Origin of the sequence: Streptomyces sp. NBC_01013, assembly GCF_045162765.1 — a bacterium.
Classification (GTDB): Bacteria; Actinomycetota; Actinomycetes; order Streptomycetales; family Streptomycetaceae; genus Streptomyces.
Genome location: NZ_CP108687.1, coordinates 3,915,153 through 3,932,001 on the forward strand (window position 1 = coordinate 3,915,153; position 16,849 = coordinate 3,932,001).

At 71.2% G+C, this 16,849-nt stretch carries 14 protein-coding genes, 2 tRNA genes, 1 pseudogene and 1 riboswitch; of the genes and pseudogenes, 9 read left to right on the top strand and 8 right to left on the bottom strand.

Annotation, left to right across the window (positions count from 1 at the left end):
• The first annotated feature begins 661 nt into the window (after nucleotides 1-661).
• From OG538_RS16865 to OG538_RS16880, 4 genes are all read left to right on the top strand, one after another.
• The gene (locus OG538_RS16865) at nucleotides 662-2,344 is read left to right on the top strand and encodes a sporulation protein (RefSeq protein ID WP_406094439.1); all 1,683 of its coding nucleotides are present in this window, start codon (nucleotides 662-664) and stop codon (nucleotides 2,342-2,344) included.
• Between the two features lie 305 nt (nucleotides 2,345-2,649).
• Complete coding sequence (gene lhgO / locus OG538_RS16870) at nucleotides 2,650-3,906, top strand: L-2-hydroxyglutarate oxidase (RefSeq protein WP_406094441.1); 1,257 nt, start codon at nucleotides 2,650-2,652, stop codon at nucleotides 3,904-3,906.
• Nucleotides 3,899-4,882: a tRNA (guanosine(46)-N7)-methyltransferase TrmB gene (gene trmB, locus OG538_RS16875; protein WP_406094443.1), complete on the top strand. Its 984-nt coding sequence runs from the start codon at nucleotides 3,899-3,901 to the stop codon at nucleotides 4,880-4,882. The genes lhgO and trmB overlap by 8 nt, the downstream gene beginning before the upstream one ends.
• Nucleotides 4,883-5,010: 128 nt before the next feature.
• Nucleotides 5,011-6,630: a PrsW family glutamic-type intramembrane protease gene (locus OG538_RS16880; protein ID WP_406094445.1), complete on the top strand. Its 1,620-nt coding sequence runs from the start codon at nucleotides 5,011-5,013 to the stop codon at nucleotides 6,628-6,630.
• Here OG538_RS16880 and OG538_RS16885 read toward each other — a convergent pair.
• The 4 genes from OG538_RS16885 to OG538_RS16900 form a co-directional block, all read right to left on the bottom strand.
• Nucleotides 6,627-7,571, bottom strand: coding sequence for an aldo/keto reductase (locus OG538_RS16885; RefSeq protein WP_406094447.1), 945 nt, complete (start codon nucleotides 7,569-7,571; stop codon nucleotides 6,627-6,629). The genes OG538_RS16880 and OG538_RS16885 overlap by 4 nt on opposite strands.
• Nucleotides 7,572-7,730: 159 nt before the next feature.
• Nucleotides 7,731-8,900, bottom strand: coding sequence for a M23 family metallopeptidase (locus tag OG538_RS16890; protein ID WP_406094449.1), 1,170 nt, complete (start codon nucleotides 8,898-8,900; stop codon nucleotides 7,731-7,733).
• Between the two features lie 11 nt (nucleotides 8,901-8,911).
• Nucleotides 8,912-9,065: riboswitch (cyclic di-AMP (ydaO/yuaA leader) on the bottom strand.
• 307 nt (nucleotides 9,066-9,372) lie between these two features.
• The gene (locus OG538_RS16895) at nucleotides 9,373-10,560 is read right to left on the bottom strand and encodes a PP2C family protein-serine/threonine phosphatase (protein WP_406094451.1); all 1,188 of its coding nucleotides are present in this window, start codon (nucleotides 10,558-10,560) and stop codon (nucleotides 9,373-9,375) included.
• 192 nt (nucleotides 10,561-10,752) lie between these two features.
• Nucleotides 10,753-10,826, bottom strand: a tRNA-Met gene (locus tag OG538_RS16900).
• Nucleotides 10,827-11,271: 445 nt separating this feature from the next.
• Here OG538_RS16900 and OG538_RS16905 point away from each other — a divergent pair.
• Both OG538_RS16905 and OG538_RS16910 read left to right on the top strand, forming a co-directional pair.
• Entirely contained in the window at nucleotides 11,272-11,646 is a 375-nt protein-coding gene (locus tag OG538_RS16905; RefSeq protein ID WP_406094453.1) for a hypothetical protein, read from the top strand.
• 151 nt (nucleotides 11,647-11,797) lie between these two features.
• The gene (locus OG538_RS16910) at nucleotides 11,798-12,208 is read left to right on the top strand and encodes an SHOCT domain-containing protein (RefSeq protein ID WP_406094455.1); all 411 of its coding nucleotides are present in this window, start codon (nucleotides 11,798-11,800) and stop codon (nucleotides 12,206-12,208) included.
• 125 nt (nucleotides 12,209-12,333) lie between these two features.
• Here OG538_RS16910 and OG538_RS16915 read toward each other — a convergent pair whose 3' ends face one another.
• From OG538_RS16915 to OG538_RS16925, 3 genes are all read right to left on the bottom strand, one after another.
• Nucleotides 12,334-13,758 (bottom strand): NAD(P)/FAD-dependent oxidoreductase, encoded by a 1,425-nt coding sequence (locus OG538_RS16915; protein WP_406094457.1) that lies wholly within the window; start codon nucleotides 13,756-13,758, stop codon nucleotides 12,334-12,336.
• Between the two features lie 270 nt (nucleotides 13,759-14,028).
• Complete coding sequence (locus OG538_RS16920) at nucleotides 14,029-14,217, bottom strand: alkyl sulfatase C-terminal domain-containing protein (protein ID WP_406094459.1); 189 nt, start codon at nucleotides 14,215-14,217, stop codon at nucleotides 14,029-14,031.
• Nucleotides 14,218-14,236: 19 nt separating this feature from the next.
• Nucleotides 14,237-14,302, bottom strand: a tRNA-Lys gene (locus OG538_RS16925).
• A gap of 280 nt (nucleotides 14,303-14,582) precedes the next feature.
• On the opposite strand from OG538_RS16925, the pseudogene OG538_RS16930 reads away from it, so the two are divergent.
• A pseudogene (locus OG538_RS16930) lies at nucleotides 14,583-14,844 on the top strand (transposase); the annotation flags it as partial.
• A gap of 51 nt (nucleotides 14,845-14,895) precedes the next feature.
• On the opposite strand, the gene OG538_RS16935 reads toward OG538_RS16930, so the two are convergent.
• Nucleotides 14,896-15,786, bottom strand: a complete 891-nt coding sequence (locus OG538_RS16935; RefSeq protein WP_406094461.1) for a LysR family transcriptional regulator — start codon at nucleotides 15,784-15,786, stop codon at nucleotides 14,896-14,898.
• A 141-nt stretch (nucleotides 15,787-15,927) separates the two neighbouring features.
• On the opposite strand from OG538_RS16935, the gene OG538_RS16940 reads away from it, so the two are divergent.
• Both OG538_RS16940 and OG538_RS16945 read left to right on the top strand, forming a co-directional pair.
• Nucleotides 15,928-16,299 (top strand): DUF4267 domain-containing protein, encoded by a 372-nt coding sequence (locus OG538_RS16940; protein WP_406094462.1) that lies wholly within the window; start codon nucleotides 15,928-15,930, stop codon nucleotides 16,297-16,299.
• A 43-nt stretch (nucleotides 16,300-16,342) separates the two neighbouring features.
• Nucleotides 16,343-16,837 (top strand): cupin domain-containing protein, encoded by a 495-nt coding sequence (locus tag OG538_RS16945; RefSeq protein WP_406094464.1) that lies wholly within the window; start codon nucleotides 16,343-16,345, stop codon nucleotides 16,835-16,837.
• The last annotated feature ends 12 nt before the right edge of the window (nucleotides 16,838-16,849 follow it).

Sequence of the window (16,849 nt, forward strand, 5' to 3'; positions counted from 1 at the left end):
CGGGCCGACCCACGCAGCATCCATGCAAGCCCTCTCGCCGGGGCCGGGCCAGAGCGCACGGCCGGGCGCACGGCCACACACCAGGAGCACGCCAGGACACCCCGGACGGGGGCTCCGGCGGGCACCGCCGGAGCCGTAAGGCCAAGGCGCCGGACACACCTCCGCACACGGGTCCTGGCTGGTCGACGGGCGGGAGAGGAGCCCGGCCGACCGCGCCGCCCCCGCGATCCGCTCCCCGTCCGCGCCCTCCTTCACCCTCTCCCGGGCGCCGCCCCGGCGATCTCCGCACGGGTACGGGCGGGCTCCACAAAGCCTCCTCCGTACCCCCGCCATTCCTCCGCCCTTCCTTCGCGCGGCGTTCGCCTCCCGCTCTCCCCTCCTGCCCCTTCGGCCCCTCGCGACGCCCGGCTCCCGACTGTTCGCCGCGTGGTGGCCGGTACGGACAACAATCCCGCCATACGGACGTCTGGCCCTTAACGGTAGGGATGCGGCGAACTACGCTGGGTTTACTGATGTTCTCAGCAGGGCGGCATATTCCTCGGGGCTCGGCCAAATGCGTGTGCGGCCGGAGTGCCGGGGTTCGTCCCTGGGGAGAACCCGGTACGAATGCCGCGCGCCGCATCGGTGACGCGGCTGCCGTCTGTGTGTCGAGGGGTGGCGCATGTCCAGGGAGCAACGCGGACCGAACGAGAAACTCGGAACCGTTCTCGCCCTCGCGGGAATCAGCAACGCCGGGCTCGCCCGGCGGGTCAACGACCTCGGGGCGCAGCGCGGACTGACACTTCGGTACGACAAGACATCGGTGGCCCGTTGGGTCTCCAAGGGCATGGTGCCCCAGGGCGCCGCGCCCCATCTCATCGCTGCGGCGATCGGCGCCAAGCTCGGCCGGCCGGTCCCGCTGCACGAGATCGGGCTGGCCGACGCCGATCCGGCGCCGGAGGTCGGACTGGCGTTCCCGCGCGACGTGGGTGAGGCGGTCCGGTCCGCGACCGAGCTGTACCGGCTGGATCTGGCCGGACGGCGGGCGGGCAGCGGGGGGATCTGGCAGTCGCTGGCGGGTTCCTTCTCGGTGAGTGCGTACGCGACCCCCGCGTCCCGCTGGCTGATATCCCCCGCAGACCCCTCGGTGGCCCGTGCCTCGACGGCGGCAGTGGCCGCCATCCTGGGCACGCACAGCACGCAGGGCGCACGGGGCGCGTCAGGGGCGCAGGGGGCATCGAGTGCTCCAGGCACTTCACCTCCGACCGGCGCTCCGGTCCGGGGGGGCAGCTCGGGCTCCGTACCCTCGCAGGACGCGTCGGGACAGTCCACGGCAGCGGCCCCCGGACGTCACGCCTCCGCCAAGCCCGGCACCTCGCTCATGCCCGGACACGGTGTGTCGATCCCGGTCCAGCCCGGCCCGGATTCCGCGCACGAGGTCTCGCCGTTGCGGGTCGGCCACAGCGATGTGTCCAAGCTGCGGGAGGCCGCCCAGGACGCGCGCCGCTGGGACTCCAAGTACGGCGGCGGTGACTGGCGTTCGTCCATGGTCCCGGAGTGCTTACGAGTCGACGCGGCACCCCTGCTGCTGGGTTCGTACAGCGACGAGGTCGGCCGGGCGCTCTTCGGAGCGGCGGCCGAACTGACCAGGCTGGCGGGCTGGATGGCCTTCGACACCGGTCAGCAGGAGGCGGCCCAGCGCTACTACATCCAGGCGCTTCGCCTGGCACGGGCCGCGGCCGACGTACCGCTCGGCGGCTACGTCCTCGCGTCCATGTCGCTCCAGGCGACCTATCGCGGCTTCGCCGACGAGGGCGTCGACCTCGCGCAGGCGGCGGTCGAGCGCAACCGCGGACTCGCCACGGCACGCACCATGAGCTTCTTCCGCCTGGTGGAGGCCCGGGCCCATGCGAAGGCGAACGACGCGCCGGCCGCCGGGGCCGCCCTGAAGGCCGCCGAAGGGTGGCTGGAGCGCTCCCGGGACGGCGACGCGGACCCGTCGTGGCTGGGCTTCTACTCCTACGACCGGTTCGCGGCCGACGCCGCCGAGTGCCATCTCGACCTGAAGGCGCCCCGGCAGGTGCGGCGCTTCACCGAGCAGGCGCTGTCCAGACCCACCGAGGAGTTCGTCCGTTCGCACGGTCTGCGGCTCGTCGTCTCGGCCGTCGCCGAGCTGGAGTCGGGCAACCTGGACGCGGCCTGCGCGGCGGGCACCCGGGCCGTGGAGGTGGCAGGCCGCATCTCGTCGGCCCGCACCACCGAGTACGTACGCGACCTGCTGCACCGGCTGGAGCCCTACGGGGACGAGCCGCGCGTGGTCGAGCTGCGGGAGCGCGCCCGCCCGCTGCTGGTCGCGCCCGCCTGAGGGCTGTCCTGTCACTCCCGGTGTATCGGCGCGCGGCGTCGAATGCGGTGCGTCGCAGGTGGAAGAGCGACCGCATGGGGGATGCCTTCGGGCGGTCCCGCCAACGCGGCGAGGTGCCGTAGCCGTCGTCGTGCGCCCGCCGGGGATCACGGGCAGCCCTTGGCACCGTCCGGTCCCGCCGGGCCGTGCCGGCCCGCGCTCCCCACGACCGCGCGGGGCCGCCACGTGACGCGCCACGCTGTGCCCGCGCTGGTTTAAGTGCGTTGTCAGTGGGTCAGTGCACTATCGGGGTGGGAGGTGGCGTGATGATGACGCACGCGGCGTACGACTGCGATGTGCTGGTGATCGGCGGCGGGATCGTCGGTCTGTCGACCGCGTATGCGATCACGCGGACCGCACCGGGCACGCGCGTGACGGTGCTGGAGAAGGAGTGGGGCCCGGCGCGCCACCAGACCGGGCGCAACAGCGGAGTGATCCACAGCGGTATCTACTACCCCCCGGGCTCGCTGAAGGCGCGGTACGCGCTGCGCGGTGCGGCGGAGATGGTCGACTTCTGCCGAGAGCACGGCATCGCCCACGCGGTGACCGGCAAGCTGATCGTCGCGACCGGCCGCTCCGAGCTGCCCCGGCTGCACGCCCTGGTGCAGCGCGGCCGGGAGCACGGGCTGCCGGTGCGCGAGCTGGGTCCCGCGCAGATCGCCGAGTACGAACCACGGGTACGGGGCCTCGCCGCGATCCGGGTGGGCACGACGGGGGTGTGCGACTTCGGCGCGGTCGCCGAGCGGTTCGCCACCGAGGTGCGCGGTGGCGGTGGCCTGATCAGGTTCGGCGCCGAGGTCACCGCGATCGACCGCCGGCAGTGGGGCGTCGCGGTGCGCACGGCGGACGGCCTGGTGGTGCGGGCGCGGGTGCTGGTCAACTGCGCGGGGCTGCACTGTGACCGGATGGCACGGCTGGCGGGCGACGACCCGGAGATGCGCATCGTGCCCTTCCGGGGCGAGTACTACGAGCTGGCCCGGCCCGAGCTGGTGCGCGGCCTGGTCTATCCGGTGCCCGATCCGGCGTTCCCGTTCCTCGGCGTGCATCTGACCCGTGGCCACGACGGCAGCGTCCACGTCGGACCGAACGCGGTGCCGGCACTGGCCCGCGAGGGGTACGGATGGCCGGTCGTCCGCCCCCGCGAGCTGCTGGACACGGTCAGCTGGCCGGGCTCGTGGCGGATCGCCCGCAGACACTGGCGGTACGGCGCGGGCGAGGTGCACCGCTCGCTGTCGAAGCACGCGTTCACGGCGGCCGTACGGCGGCTCCTGCCCGAGGTGACGGAGGCCGATCTGCGCCCGGCCCCGGCCGGAGTCAGGGCCCAGGCGGTGCTGCGGGACGGCACGCTGGTGGACGACTTCCTGATCCGCGAGGCCCCGCACACCGTCCACGTGCTGAACGCCCCGTCGCCCGCCGCCACGGCCGCGCTGCCCATCGGCCGGGAGGTGGCACGCAGGGCGCTGCTCCGGGCTCAGGGGACGGGGTGGAAGCCGCCCGCCGTAGAATCAGGGCATTGTGTCTGAGCCCTTGAACCCCTCCCCCGCGACGCCCGGCGACACCGCTGCCGAGCCGGACGGCACGCTCCCCACCGGGGCGCCTCCCACCGGCACGAACGGTGCGGACGACGCCGCCACGAACCATGCGGCCTCCGCCGGCACGAGCCATGCGGCTTCGGCGGGCACGGACGACGCCGACACGGACGACGCCGCCCCCGCGACCGCCGGAATCCCGGACGAACTGCGCGCCGCGGCCCTGGACCGTGCGCGCAGGCTGCGCCAGGAGCCCCGCTTCCCGGGCGGCCCCGCCGCCGATCCGGCCGGCTCGCACCACGAGCGCCGGATCCGTAGTTTCCAGCCGCGCCGCAGCCGGGTCACACCCGGCCAGCAGGACGCCCTGGAGCGCCTCTGGCCGAAGTGGGGCCTGGACATCGACGGGCTGCGGGTCCTCGATCTGCGGGAGCTGTTCGACGGACTCCCGGTGGTCCTGGAGATCGGCTTCGGCATGGGCGAGGCCACCGCTCAGATGGCCGCCGACGACCCGGGCACCGGCATTCTCGCCGTCGACGTGCACACCCCCGGCCAGGGCAATCTGCTCGGCCTCGCGGACCGGAACGGCGTGTCCAACATCCGGGTCGCCAACGGGGACGCGATCATCCTGCTGCGCGAGATGCTTGAGCCGGACGCACTGGACGGGCTGCGGGTGTACTTCCCCGACCCGTGGCCCAAGTCGCGCCACCACAAGCGCCGGCTGATCCAGCCGGAGTTCCTCGACCTGGCGGCGCAGCGACTGAAGCCCGGAGCGGTGCTGCACTGCGCGACCGACTGGGAGCCGTACGCCGAGCAGATGCTTGAGGTGCTGAGCGCGCACCCCCGCTTCGAGAACACGGCCGCGGACGGCGGCTACGCACCACGGCCCGCGTTCCGGCCGCTGACCCGGTTCGAGGGGCAGGGACTGGACAAGGGCCACGTGGTGCACGACCTGCTCTTCGCCCGCCGCTGACCGGACACCCGGCGGTCACCGGCCCATCCGAGTACCCGCCACTGACCGGACACCCGGCGGTCCCCGGCCCACCCGAGTGCGATCCATGCACCATGGCCGTTGTCAGTCCGGCTCGTTAGGGTCGTGGGGTGTCCGACGGGTCTGTTCAGCGACAGTCGCAGCCGGCCGTCCCCGTGCTCGAGGAGCACCGGGTCGGCGAGATCCTGGCTGCCGTACCGGACCGGGGCCAGTGGCGCTATCACCCACGCCGGGTCGGCATGCTGTGGCGGAGCAGGACGTTCCGCCTCGTCGCCGTCTTCACCGTGCTGGCGCTCTGCGGGCTGGTGATCCTCGCCCTGGTCCGCGACCAGACGGGGACGCAGGGGTTCCTCGTCGGGCTGGGTCTGGCCGTGCTGCCCGTCCCGGTCCTGATGACGGCGTTCCGCTGGCTGGACCGGGTCGAACCGGGCCCGTGGCGCACCATGCTGTTCGCCTTCGCCTGGGGTGCCTGCGCGGCCGCCCTGGTGGCGATCATCGCGAACTCCTTCGCGACACGGTGGATCGCCACCGCCACGGCCGATCCGGGCGGCGCGGACACCCTGGGCGCCACGGTCATAGCTCCCGTCGTGGAGGAGAGCGCCAAGGCGGCAGCCGTCCTGCTGCTCTTCCTCTTTCGGCGACGGGACTTCGGCGGGATCGTCGACGGCGTGGTCGTCGCCGGCTTCACCGCGACAGGTTTCGCCTTCACCGAGAACATCCTCTATCTGGGCAACGCCTTCGGCGAGGACCAGCAGATGGGCTCGGGCTTCGCCTCCGTGACCGTGGCGACGTTCTTCGTACGTGCGGTGATGTCGCCGTTCGCCCATCCGCTCTTCACCGTGCTGACGGGCATAGGTTTCGGGATCGCCGCGAGCAGTGCGCGCCATCAGCGGTTGCGGCGCATCGCGCTTCCGCTGCTGGGCCTTCTCCTCGCCATGGGCATGCACGCCCTGTGGAACGGCTCGTCCTCGTTCGGCCCGTACGGTTTCTACGCCGTGTACGGGGCCTTCATGGTCCCGGTCTTCGGGCTGGTGACCTGGCTGGCGATCTGGGCCCGCCGACGCGAGCTGCGCACCCTCGGCGTCGAACTGCCGGCGTACGCCGCAGCCGGCTGGCTGTCCCCCGCCGAGCCTCTCGCCCTCTCCTCGATGCGGGCCCGCGGCATGGCCCGGGACGTCGCCCGCCGGCGCGCGGGGGCAGCGACGGCGGGCCCGTACGGCACGCCTCACGGCTACCCGCACCATCCGGCACACGCTCCCGCGCACGCCCATCACGCCGCCCACGCCCACGCACGCGCCCGGATGCCCGCCGGGGCGCGGAAAGAGGTGAAGGCCCAGGGCAGGGCGGCGGCCCGGACGGTCGCCGAGTACGAGTCGTTCGCGACCTCGCTGGCCTTCCTCCGGCGACAGGCCCGCCGCGGCACGGCGGGCCCGGACTTCGCCGAGCGCGAGCGGGAGTTGCTGCACCACCTGTGGCAACGCAGAGGGACCGCGGGTCCCGCCCTGGCGTTCGCGGCGCAGGCCACGGGTCGTCTGCGCCCGAGGTTCGTGCCCTCTTCGGGCGGGCCGTACCCGGGACCGGCCCAGGGCTACGGGGCGTACCCGCCCCACGGCGGCCATGCCCCGTACCCGCACCCCTCACACCCGTACACCGGGCAGCCCTACAGCGCACCGGCGTACACGAACCCGCCGCACTACAACCAGCCGCGGTACGAACAACCCAGCCCTTAGGCGGAAGCCTCGGTGAGGTCGGCCAGGTCCTGGTCCGTCAGCCGAAGACCGGCGACGGCCACCAGGGCCGGAAGCTGCTCGACCGTGCGGGCCGAGGCGATCGGTGCGGCGACGGTGGGCCGGGCCGCCAGCCATGCAAGCGCCACGGTCGCGATCTCCGCGTCCCGCTCCTGGGCCACCTTGTCGAGCGCGGCGAGCACCTTCTGTCCACGCGCGGACTCCAGGTGCGCGCCCGCACTCCCGGCCCGCGCGCTCTCCACGGCCGTCCCCGGGCGGTACTTGCCGGTGAGGAACCCGGAGGCGAGGGCGAAGTACGGAACAGCCGCGAGGCCGGCGTCGGCGGCGGTGTCCTGGAGCTCGCCCTCGTAGGTGTCCCGGGAGACGAGGTTGTAGTGCGGCTGCAGTGCCACGTAGCGGGCGAGCCCCTCGCGCTCCGAGAAGTCCAGCGAGGCGCGCAGTCGCTGCGAGCTGATGTTGGACGCGGCGATCTCGCGGACCTTGCCGTCCTTCACCAGCTGGTCGAGTGCGGTGATGATCTCCTCGACCGGGACCGTCTCGTCGTCGAAGTGCGTGTAATAGAGGTCGATGTGGTCGGTGCCGAGCCGGCGCAGGGACTCCTCGGCGGCGGCCTTGATGGTGGTGGCGGAGAGCCCCTTGTACGCGGGGTGTGCGCCGACCTTGGTGGCCACGACGATGTCGGAGCGGTTTCCGCGCGCGGCGAGCCACTTGCCGATGAGGGTCTCCGACTCTCCGCCCTCGTTGCCGAGGACCCACGCCGAGTAGGAGTCGGCGGTGTCGACGAAGTTGCCGCCGGCCGCCGCGTACGCGTCGAGGACGGCGAAGGACTGCGCCTCGTCGGCGGTCCAGCCGAAGACGTTGCCTCCGAGGGCGAGCGGGAAGACCTGGAGGCCGGAGGAGCCGAGCTTGCGGAGAGAAGTCATGAAGGGAACAACCGCTGTCACGGGTTCCGCTATTCCGTGGCCGATACATCTGAACCGGCCCGAGAGTGGACGGACACGGACCGGCAGCCCTGACGTCGGGGGGTGAGCGTCAGGGCTGCCGGGGCGATGGGCCGGAGAACCCGGCGGGGGGGAACGGTCTCAGACCGTGAGGCCCCGCGCGGTCAGCCAGGGCATCGGGTCGATGCCGGTGCCGTCCGGGGTGTGGACCTCCAGGTGGAGGTGCGGGCCGGTCACGTTGCCGGTCGCGCCGACGCGCCCGATGGTGTCGCCCGTCGTGACCTTCTGGCCGATGCTGACATCGATCGAGGACTGGTGGCAGAACCACAGCTCCGTGCCGTCCTCCAGCTCCAGGACCGTGCGGTAGCCGTAGGAACCGGAGTAGCCGGCCGACGTGACCGTGCCGGTGTGGATGGCCTTGATCGGGGTACCGGTCGGCGCCGCGAAGTCGAGGCCCGTGTGGTAGCCGGAGGACCACATCGATCCGGCCTCGCCGAAGGTCGAGGTGATCGTGTACGAAGAGGTGGGGATGGCGTAGCTGGCGGCGAGCTTGGCCAGTCGCAGGGCCTCCGCCTTCTTCGCCGCCTCCTCCGCCGCCTTCTTCTTCTCGGCGGCGATCTTGGCCTCGGCGGCGTCCTGCTGCTTCTTCGCCTCGGCTGCGGCCTTCTCCGCTGCGGCCTTCTCCGCGACCGCCTTCACCTCGGCGTCGGCGGCGTCCTGCTGCTGCTCGGCCTGCTGGAGGATGCGGGCGCGGAGTGCCTCACCGGCGTCGGTGGTGCCCTGCTCGGCCTCGGCGGTGGTGATACCCGCCGTCGTCAGCGGAGCGGAAGCGGTCTCGGCCGCGGCCTTCTCCGCCGCGGACTCGGTCTCGCCCGAGAACAGTGCGCCGACACCCGGGAGGGACTTGGCGTCAGGGAGATTGTCCGCGATGGAATCGGGAAGAGAAATGGAGACCGGCGGCTTGCTCTGGGCGGTGGCCATGCCACCCGCACCGACGGCCGCGATGACGCCGACGCCGAGGACGGTGGAGCTGCGAGCCAGACCATTGCGCTGCTTGGCGACGCGGTGCTTGCCGCGCACCGGCCGAATGGACTCCTCGGTGGGATTCCATTCCTCCCAGGTCCTGTCGGGCCCGGAGTCGTCGGCGCGGAAGTCGTTGCCGAAGTCGCTGCCCCGATCGGTCCCGTAATCGGTCGCGTAGGCGGCCCCGTACTCCGTACCGAAAGTGGTGGCGGGCCGGGTCGCGAAGTCATCGCCGTACTCGGACCCGAACCGGGAGGGAGCTTCGGGGGCAGGCTTGTTGGACGCCACTGGGGCGCACTCCTTTCCTTCCTTCTCGCCTACCGGGTTAGCTGACGGGTTCGGAGCAGGAAGGTCTCCTACGGGTGCCTCAGCCTCGTCACGAGACAGAGATGCCCGATTCACCCCATGTAGGTGGTTCCCCGGTTCCCTTGCGGAATTCGGCGCTCGCGCACGGTGCCGCCACTGACGGCGGCTGGGACAACCGCGCTGCGTTATCGAACGTTAATAGACACCGGGGTCCGATTCCAAGCCGTTCCCACTGATCGTTCACGTCTTTGGCCTGGACTTTACGGGACACAACCGGGCGGAATCGGGCGAGTTGATCGCCAGTCAACCGGTAGCCGCTTTCTGACGTTGCGTCAAATGTTATGCGGAGTGGTGCTCTTCAGTTACGGACGGTGGTATCGCCGGCCGGCAGCACCGCACCCACCCGCCCCAGGGGCTGACCGGCGGGCCTTGCGTACGGACCTTGAAGCCATGCTCACCCGATCCCACCCCCCAGGCCCACGATCTTCACGGTCCTGCGCCGGTCGGGCTGGCCCTCGGCCGGTCGCCCGACCGCGAGCAGCGCCATGTCGTCCGTCGACTCGCCACCGGTGTGCAGCCGCACGTCGTCGGTCAGCGCGGAGAGCAGCTCCTCGGGCCCCGGGAAGATCCGGCCCCGCAGCCGTTCGGCGGGGTCGTAGAAGACCCCTTCGTCGTCACGGGCCTCGGAGAGGCCGTCCGTATAGAGGAGGAGCGTCGCCCCGGCGGGCAGATCCCACACATCGGCCCGGTCCGGCCACACCCCCAGGTCCATCCCCAGCGGCAACGCCGGCACCGAAGGAGCGAGCACCTCCAGTGCCCCGTCCGCGTGCAGCAGCAGCGGCTCGGGATGGCCCCGGTTGACGATCCGCACCCGGGTCGAGCCCGGAGGGATCTCCGCGAGCACGGCAGTGATGAAGCCCTCGACCGCGTCGAGGCCGCCGCGCCGGCTCGACTCCCGAGCGAGTGCGCGCTCCAGACGCTGCGCCACGTCCTCCAGGGTCTTCGCCTCCTCGGCCGCCTCCCGGAAGGCCCCGATGACGACCGCCACCGCTTCCACGGCGTCCAGACCCTTTCCGCGCACGTCCCCGACCACCAGTCGCACCCCCTGCGGGGTGTCCGTCACCGAGAACAGGTCACCGCCGACGAACTCGTCCGCCTGCGCCGCTTCGTACCGCGCGGCCACGTGAAGCCCGCCGATCCGCTCGGACGGCGTCGGCAGCACCGCCCGCATGGCGGTCTCCGCGATGACGCGTGCCGAGGCCAGCTGCTCGTTGCTGCGCCGCACGACCCCGTTGATCACGACGGCGAGGACGGAGACGGTGAGGACGGTCAGGAGTTCGATCGAGGGCACGACCTGGATCAGGCTGCCGCTGGAGATCCGCAGCCCGACGACCGCCAGCAGCGCGGCGACGCCGGTACGGACGGTGCTGGCCAGCGAGAAGAACGGCGCGGCGATCAGCGGGGCCGCCGCGAACAACGGGATGGCCGTGAAGGCGGGCGGGGTGAGGGCGTCGAACAACAGGCCCCCGGCGATCATCAGCGCCGGCAGCGCCCGGACGAACCGGCGGGTCCGCACACCCCCGGCACGCCTCCTGCGCCGCGTATCCCGCTTCCCCACCTGCTGGTCTCCTGCCCGGTGCATCCACGGCCGCGGACGGTACCGCGCACCACCACCCCCAGGCTTCCCGGAGCGGGGTCGCGGGGCGACTCCTCGTCGGCCAATGGGGGTACGGATGCGGCCTCTGCGGCTCGCACGGCCGCGACCCGGCGGGCCGGCGGCGTACAAACGAATCAGGCCCGGCACGCTGTATGCATGCCGGGCCTGAATCTTCAGTAGCGGGGACAGGATTTGAACCTGCGACCTCTGGGTTATGAGCCCAGCGAGCTACCGAGCTGCTCCACCCCGCGTCGGTAAACACAACTCTACGGCATGTCGGGGACGCTCATGACCACCCCGTACCCGGACCCTCCCACGAGAACGCCCTCGCCCGGGCCGCCGGCCGTGCGCCGCCCGATCCCCTCCCACCGCGGACACCCTCCGCAGGCAGCCGCTCCTCCCCCTCAACCCTGGCATCTGTACGGGGAATCGACGCACCCGAACCAGAACAAACCCTTCCCACACGCCTTTTGGCGCGCCGGAGCTCCGCCTCCCCTGCGGACGATCTTCACCAGGCCGTCAAAGTGTTGGAAACGAGAAGGTGTTGCGAGGAACACGTGTTCTGCCGCAAGGTAACTGCTGCATCCCCCGGACCGGTGGGCTGCCCGTGCGAGCAGGCCCCGGAACGCGCATGTCGCCGCGCCCCGCAAGCCGCTCCCGGTCTCTCATCGCAGCCTGTCTGGAGGGCCCTCGACGATGACCGCACCGCTCACTCCCGCCCCCGCCCCTGTCCCGGCCACCTCGCCCTCACCCATCCGCGCCGCCGTCCTCAGCGGCGCCATCGGCGGCGTGATGGGGGCGGTGATGAGCGCGGCAGTGAACTACGCGGCCGTCGGCCTTCCGGACAGCGAGTCGGTCAACGCGCTCAACCATGGGATATCGGGCCTGATCAGCGGCTTCATCGCCGGCTTCATCGGGATCCTGACGCACAGCCGGAAGACCGCGTCGGCGGCACGCGCGGCAGAGGCTGCGCCTGCGTCCACATCCGCCTCCGCGATCCCGCGGCCGGCCGAGCCTGCGGAGCCGACCGCCGACGCGGCATCGGCCGCGACCCCCGCGCCGGAGAAGTAGCACCGCACTCCGCGCCGCGTCGCACCGCGCCCGCCCGTCCCCCTTCCCCCTCCCGGCGGAACACGGGAAACCCCAACAGGCGCATGCATAAATGCGGTGATATGACTGATTTCAGATTTCAGTCATTCGACGCGGCGCCGGGAGTGGACCGATGGACGACTATCCGCTGCTCAACCTGTTCTGGACCATGCTCTGGTTCTTCCTCTGGATCATGTGGCTCTTCCTCCTGTTCCGGGTCATCATGGACATCTTCCGCAGTGACGACCTCAACGGATGGGCCAAGGCGGGCTGGCTGATCCTGGCGCTGGTACTGCCGTACCTGGGCGTCCTGATCTACGTGATCGCGCGTGGCAGGTCCATGGGGACGCGGGACGTGCGGGAGGCGAAGGAACGCGACGCGGCCTTCAAGGCGTACGTGAGAGAGGCCGCGAACAGCCCGGACGCCGGCGGCACGTCGAGAGGCGGCCACGTCGAGGACCTCGCGAAGCTCGCGGACCTCAAGGACAAGGGTGCGCTTTCGGAGGAGGAGTACCAGCGGGCGAAGTCGAAGCTCCTCGTCTGACCCCTCCCGGTCGCACAGCCCATCCGGGCCACGGCGTCGGTGACGGCCTTTCCACGGCCGTCACCGACGCCGTCGTCCGTGCACGGCCGGCACCGGGAAGCCGCTCCACCACGCGACACGGCCCGTCAGGTACGCCGCACGGCCGACTCCCACTCCTCGCGGGCCGGCCCGTCGAATTCGGGCGTGAAGTCCGGGTGCTGCGCCAGCCAGCACGCCACGCGGCCGCGCACCTCCTCGGTGCCGTAGGCCTGATCAGCGGGCTGGACGAGATGGCGGATGCGGGCGCGGGCCCGCATGACGACCGGGTCGTCCCAGGAACAGGCGGACAGCGCGGCCTTCTCGCGGGCCGCCCCGGTGGGCGGCTGCGCGGACACCCGCGCGGGATGCCTGAGCCGGTCCTCGTTGGCGCGGTCCATGGCGACCTGGACGTCGAACCACGGGCGCAGGGTCCGCCCGGCCCAGTGGTGGTAGTCCACCGCGAACGCCTCCGGGTCATCGGCGGCATGCGATGCGTGGCCTGCCGCCCACTGCGCCGCCCACAGGGCCAGCGCCACGCCCTGCCCCATCGTGGGATTGGTGTGCGTGACCGCGTCGCCGACCCCGACCAGGCCGGTGGCCACGGGCCCGGCCACGTCGCAAAGGCCGGTCCAGCGGTTGTCGAGGCCACCCATCGCCAGCACTCGGGAAACCGCCTCGGGCCGCAGGTCCAGCCATGCGGCCACAGCGGGAAAGGTCCTGGCCACCCGTTCGAACACCTCGGGGTCCAGGAGGGCGCCACGGGTGGGGTCGGCAGTGGACACGGTCAGGAACACCGCGAACGTGTCGTTGTCGGAGGGGAACACCCCGCCGACCGCGAAGGCCGCCACCGATCCCGCCTTGACCCGCCCCGGATCCCTCGGGCCGCCCGGGGGCAGCCGGTACCAGCGGCAGAAGTACGCGATCCCGATGCGGTGGTTCTCCACGACGGCGTCCCGGCAGCCCGCCTCGGCCAGCCAGCCCGGCACCGGGGAGCGGCGCCCGCCGGCGTCCAGCACCAGATCGGCGTCGTGGCGCCCGGACCGCGACCGCACCCCCGTCACCCGGGGAACGCCCCCGGGTGCGCCTGCTTGCCGGTCCACGGCGAGCCCATCGGCGGGCTCCCCGAGCCGCACGTCCACGGTCGGTTCGCGGTGGACGGCATCGTGCAGCGCGGCCTCCAGCACGATGCGCCGCGTCCGGATCGTGATCAGGTCCTCGTCGCCCGGGAGTGCGGGCGGGCGGGCGTCGAACCAATCGAGCTCGTTGTGTTCGGCCGCCCCCATCCGGAGCATCGCCTCGTACACGTCGGGGGCCTCCTCCCGCAGCACGGTCCGGACGGGTGCCAGGAGCCCGTGGGGCTGGACGGCCTGGGGCACCCCCGGGCGCCGCCAGTCGAAGAAGTCCGCGTCGAGATCGGGCCCCGGCCGGTGTCCGTCCCGCTCCAGCACCGTGACCGGATGCCCCCGACGTCCCAGAAACAACGCGGCGGCAAGGCCGCCGATCCCGCCACCGACTATCGCGACCCGTGTCAATACAGCTCCCTCAGCGCCGAGTTGCCCATCCACGGTAGCCCGGCGGCAGCGGCTCGTACCCGCCGCCCGTACATCCGTGCAGGACGACTTCCGTACCGGCACGCGCGGCGACCCGGGTCACCGCGCGGCAGGCCGACGGGTCACCGTAGGCGTGAGCAGCCTGGCCCGGGACCGGGGCACGAGCACGACCACGAGATCAGCGGGTCGAGTGGAGCAGCGAGGTGAAACGCCAAGCCCAGAATCGCCCCTGGTGGGGAGGGCGCGTGCGGGTCAGGAGGTGACGACGGAGAAGTCCGGGTCACCCGGGTCCAGGAGGCCGGCGAGGCGGGACAGGGCCGATGCGTCACCTGTTGTCTCGATGCCCCGCTCACGCATCGCATGCGCAAGAGCCTTGGAACGACGCAGCGCCCCGACCGGACGAAGCCGGTCGGGGCGCTGCGTGGCAGGTAAGAGGGGCACCCCTCCCTGCATCGCGTAGGCCGTGTGGGACTCGAACCCACAACCAACGGATTAAAAGTCCCGGCGAATTCCTGCCGGGGCTTCCGTGGGGCACTCCGGGGATCCAGAAATTCCTGGTCAGAGACTCGCCCTTGACGGCCGGTCCAGATCTGAGCGCGTCGTGCCAGCACGTCCGCTCACGCATCGCTCACGCATCGAGGAGCAATGCTCGTGACCTGTGGATCGGCCTCGGGACGGACGCGAAGGGCGTACCTTCCCGAGTGATCGACTTCTGGTCATCGAGTAGACCGGCGTTGCACCGTCGGTAGGGAAGGCGTGCCCGTGCTCAGCGTAGTGAACGCCGAGGATCGACCGAGACCGGCTCCCTGATCGACGACATCGTCCGGGAGCGGTGCGCGGCGGCTGCTGGACGCCGCACTGGAGGCCAAAGTCAACGCCTACATGGCCGAGTTGGCGGATCAGCGTGACGAGAGCGGACGCCGTCTGGTGGTCCGCAACGGCTATCACCAGCCGAGGAAGGCGACCACTGCCGCCGGGACGGTCGAGGTGAAAGCGCCGCGGGTCAACGACAAGCGCGTCGATGAGGCAACCAGCGAGCGCAAGCGGTTCAGTGACTTGCTGGCGCCGCCCGCCGAGTGAACTGAAGCTGGCGATCTCCTGTGACGTTTGGTTGGCCTCTCATCCAGTGAGTGGTCCCGTGTCCCGCGCTGCCCTTGCGAGTGCACGGACCAGTTCTGTCTCTCCGGCCGCGGGCCAGATCAGGGCCCAGCTCGCCATCGGGGCGTCGTGCGGGTGGAGATAGCGGAGGCCGTGCCACTGGTAGTAGCGTGCGGCATCGCCGTGGACGAGGCTGATCGTCTCGCCTGCCGCGACCACGGCGGCGAGCTCTTGGAACGAGGAGACCTTCGGGCCGCGCCGGATGGGCCGACCGCCGGGGGTGTGGGTGGGGACGAGCGTCTGCAGCCAGTAGTCGGGGACGGATGTGGCGGAGTGGGGGAGAGGCCAGTCGGCCAGGTCCTCCATGCTGACGGTTTCCCGGCGGGCGAGGGGATGGTCGGTGGCGACCATGAGAAGCAGGGGTTCGGTGACGACGATCGGGCCGACGGTCAGATCTGGTTCACGGACGGGCAGCCAGGCGGTCGCCACGTCGACCGAACCGTTCCTCAGGGGGCCGAAGGGGTCCGTGAAGATGATCTCCTGAATGCGGAGGTCGACCTCGGGGTGCCGGCTCCGGAACAGGTCAAGTATGCGTACTTGGTCGTGTGCCTGCGGGCCGTGCAGCCCGAGGGTCAGTGTCCTGGTGGTGCCGCGGGCGGCCGCAGTGGCAGTGCGAGTGCCTTCGAGTATCTGCTGATAACCCGCGTTGAGGGCTTGCCGAAGTTGTTTCCCGATGGCAGTGAGCTCGACCTGGCGGCTGTTCCGAGCGAAGAGGCGCGCGCCAATTTCGCGTTCCTGTTTGGCGATCGACTGGCTTACTCGCGCCTGTGACACGTGCAGGCGGTCCGCGGTCCGGCCGAAGTGCAGCTCCTCGGCCAGCGTCAGGAAGATCTCGATGTCCCGTAGTTCCATTGCCCCCGCCTTCAGTGATAACTCCTGGGTTATCAGACCATGTGAAGCCGGGCATTGTTCGCGCGTTTCGCGCGCTGCATCCTGGATCACGACCTCTCCGAGGACATCCACTGGTACTCAGCGCAGGCGCAGGGAGATGACGTGCTCACACCGCTCGCGTACGGCTTGGCCGTGGTGCTTGATCTCCTGGTGGTCTTCATCGGGCTCCGCTTCTTCTTCCAGCCGCGGGCCGCTGCCGCAGGCTACGGCGTGCCGGCCAAGGAGAACGGCGACTCCGCGTATCTGACCATCAAAGGGCTGCGTGACCTCGTCTCCGGCCTTCTCGGGCTCGCCCTGCTGGCCTTCTCGGACACACACGCGGCGGCCTGGTTCATGCTCGTGATCGCACTGACCCCGCTCGGAGACACGGTGATCGTCCTCCGTCACGGCGGTACGAGGGCCGTGGCCTTTGGTATCCACCTGGCAACGGCAGTCGCCGTTCTCGTCTCGGCCGGGCTTCTATTTGCGGCCTGACCTCTACGCAGGCCGCACTCCGCAGCTTCTCGAAAGCGAGCAGATGTCCCTGATTCACCCGGATTTCGACCGGTCCCTTGTCATGCGCGAGGCCGATGCCGAGGTCATTGGTCGCGCCCCGACCACCGTTCGCCTGCTGGCCGACAGCCACGCCACCGGCGGCGCCCTGTCCACCCAACGTGTCACCCTCGCCGAAGGCGCGAACGGTGCGAACCCCCACCACCACGCTAACTCCGCCGAGCTCTTCTACCTGCTGGACGGCACGGCTCAACTCCTCTCCGGAGACAACGTCGTCACGGCCGGGCGGGGCGACCTCGTCGTCGTCCCGCCGAACGTGCCGCACGCCTTCGCGGCCGCCCCTGGTGAAAGCGCGGACATCCTCATCGTGATCACTCCAGGGGTGGAGCGGTTCGAGTACTTCCGTCACCTCGAGCGCATCGCGTACGGAAAGGTCCCGCCGGAGACCCTGCTGGACGTCCAAGAGCTGTACGACACGTACTTCCAACAGAGCGAGGCATGGAACGCCGCCCGCGCCTGACCCGGCGGGCCC

Bases quoted from the DNA above. Each gene is read 5' to 3' on its own strand.
- OG538_RS16865 (WP_406094439.1), top strand. From the start codon at position 662: ATGTCCAGGGAGCAACGCGGACCGAACGAGAAACTCGGAACCGTTCTC.
- lhgO (WP_406094441.1), top strand. From the start codon at position 2,650: ATGATGACGCACGCGGCGTACGACTGCGATGTGCTGGTGATCGGCGGC.
- OG538_RS16885 (WP_406094447.1), bottom strand. From the start codon at position 7,571: ATGACTTCTCTCCGCAAGCTCGGCTCCTCCGGCCTCCAGGTCTTCCCG.
- OG538_RS16895 (WP_406094451.1), bottom strand. From the start codon at position 10,560: ATGCACCGGGCAGGAGACCAGCAGGTGGGGAAGCGGGATACGCGGCGC.
- OG538_RS16905 (WP_406094453.1), top strand. From the start codon at position 11,272: ATGACCGCACCGCTCACTCCCGCCCCCGCCCCTGTCCCGGCCACCTCG.
- OG538_RS16910 (WP_406094455.1), top strand. From the start codon at position 11,798: ATGGACGACTATCCGCTGCTCAACCTGTTCTGGACCATGCTCTGGTTC.
- OG538_RS16935 (WP_406094461.1), bottom strand. From the start codon at position 15,786: ATGGAACTACGGGACATCGAGATCTTCCTGACGCTGGCCGAGGAGCTG.
- OG538_RS16945 (WP_406094464.1), top strand. From the start codon at position 16,343: ATGTCCCTGATTCACCCGGATTTCGACCGGTCCCTTGTCATGCGCGAG.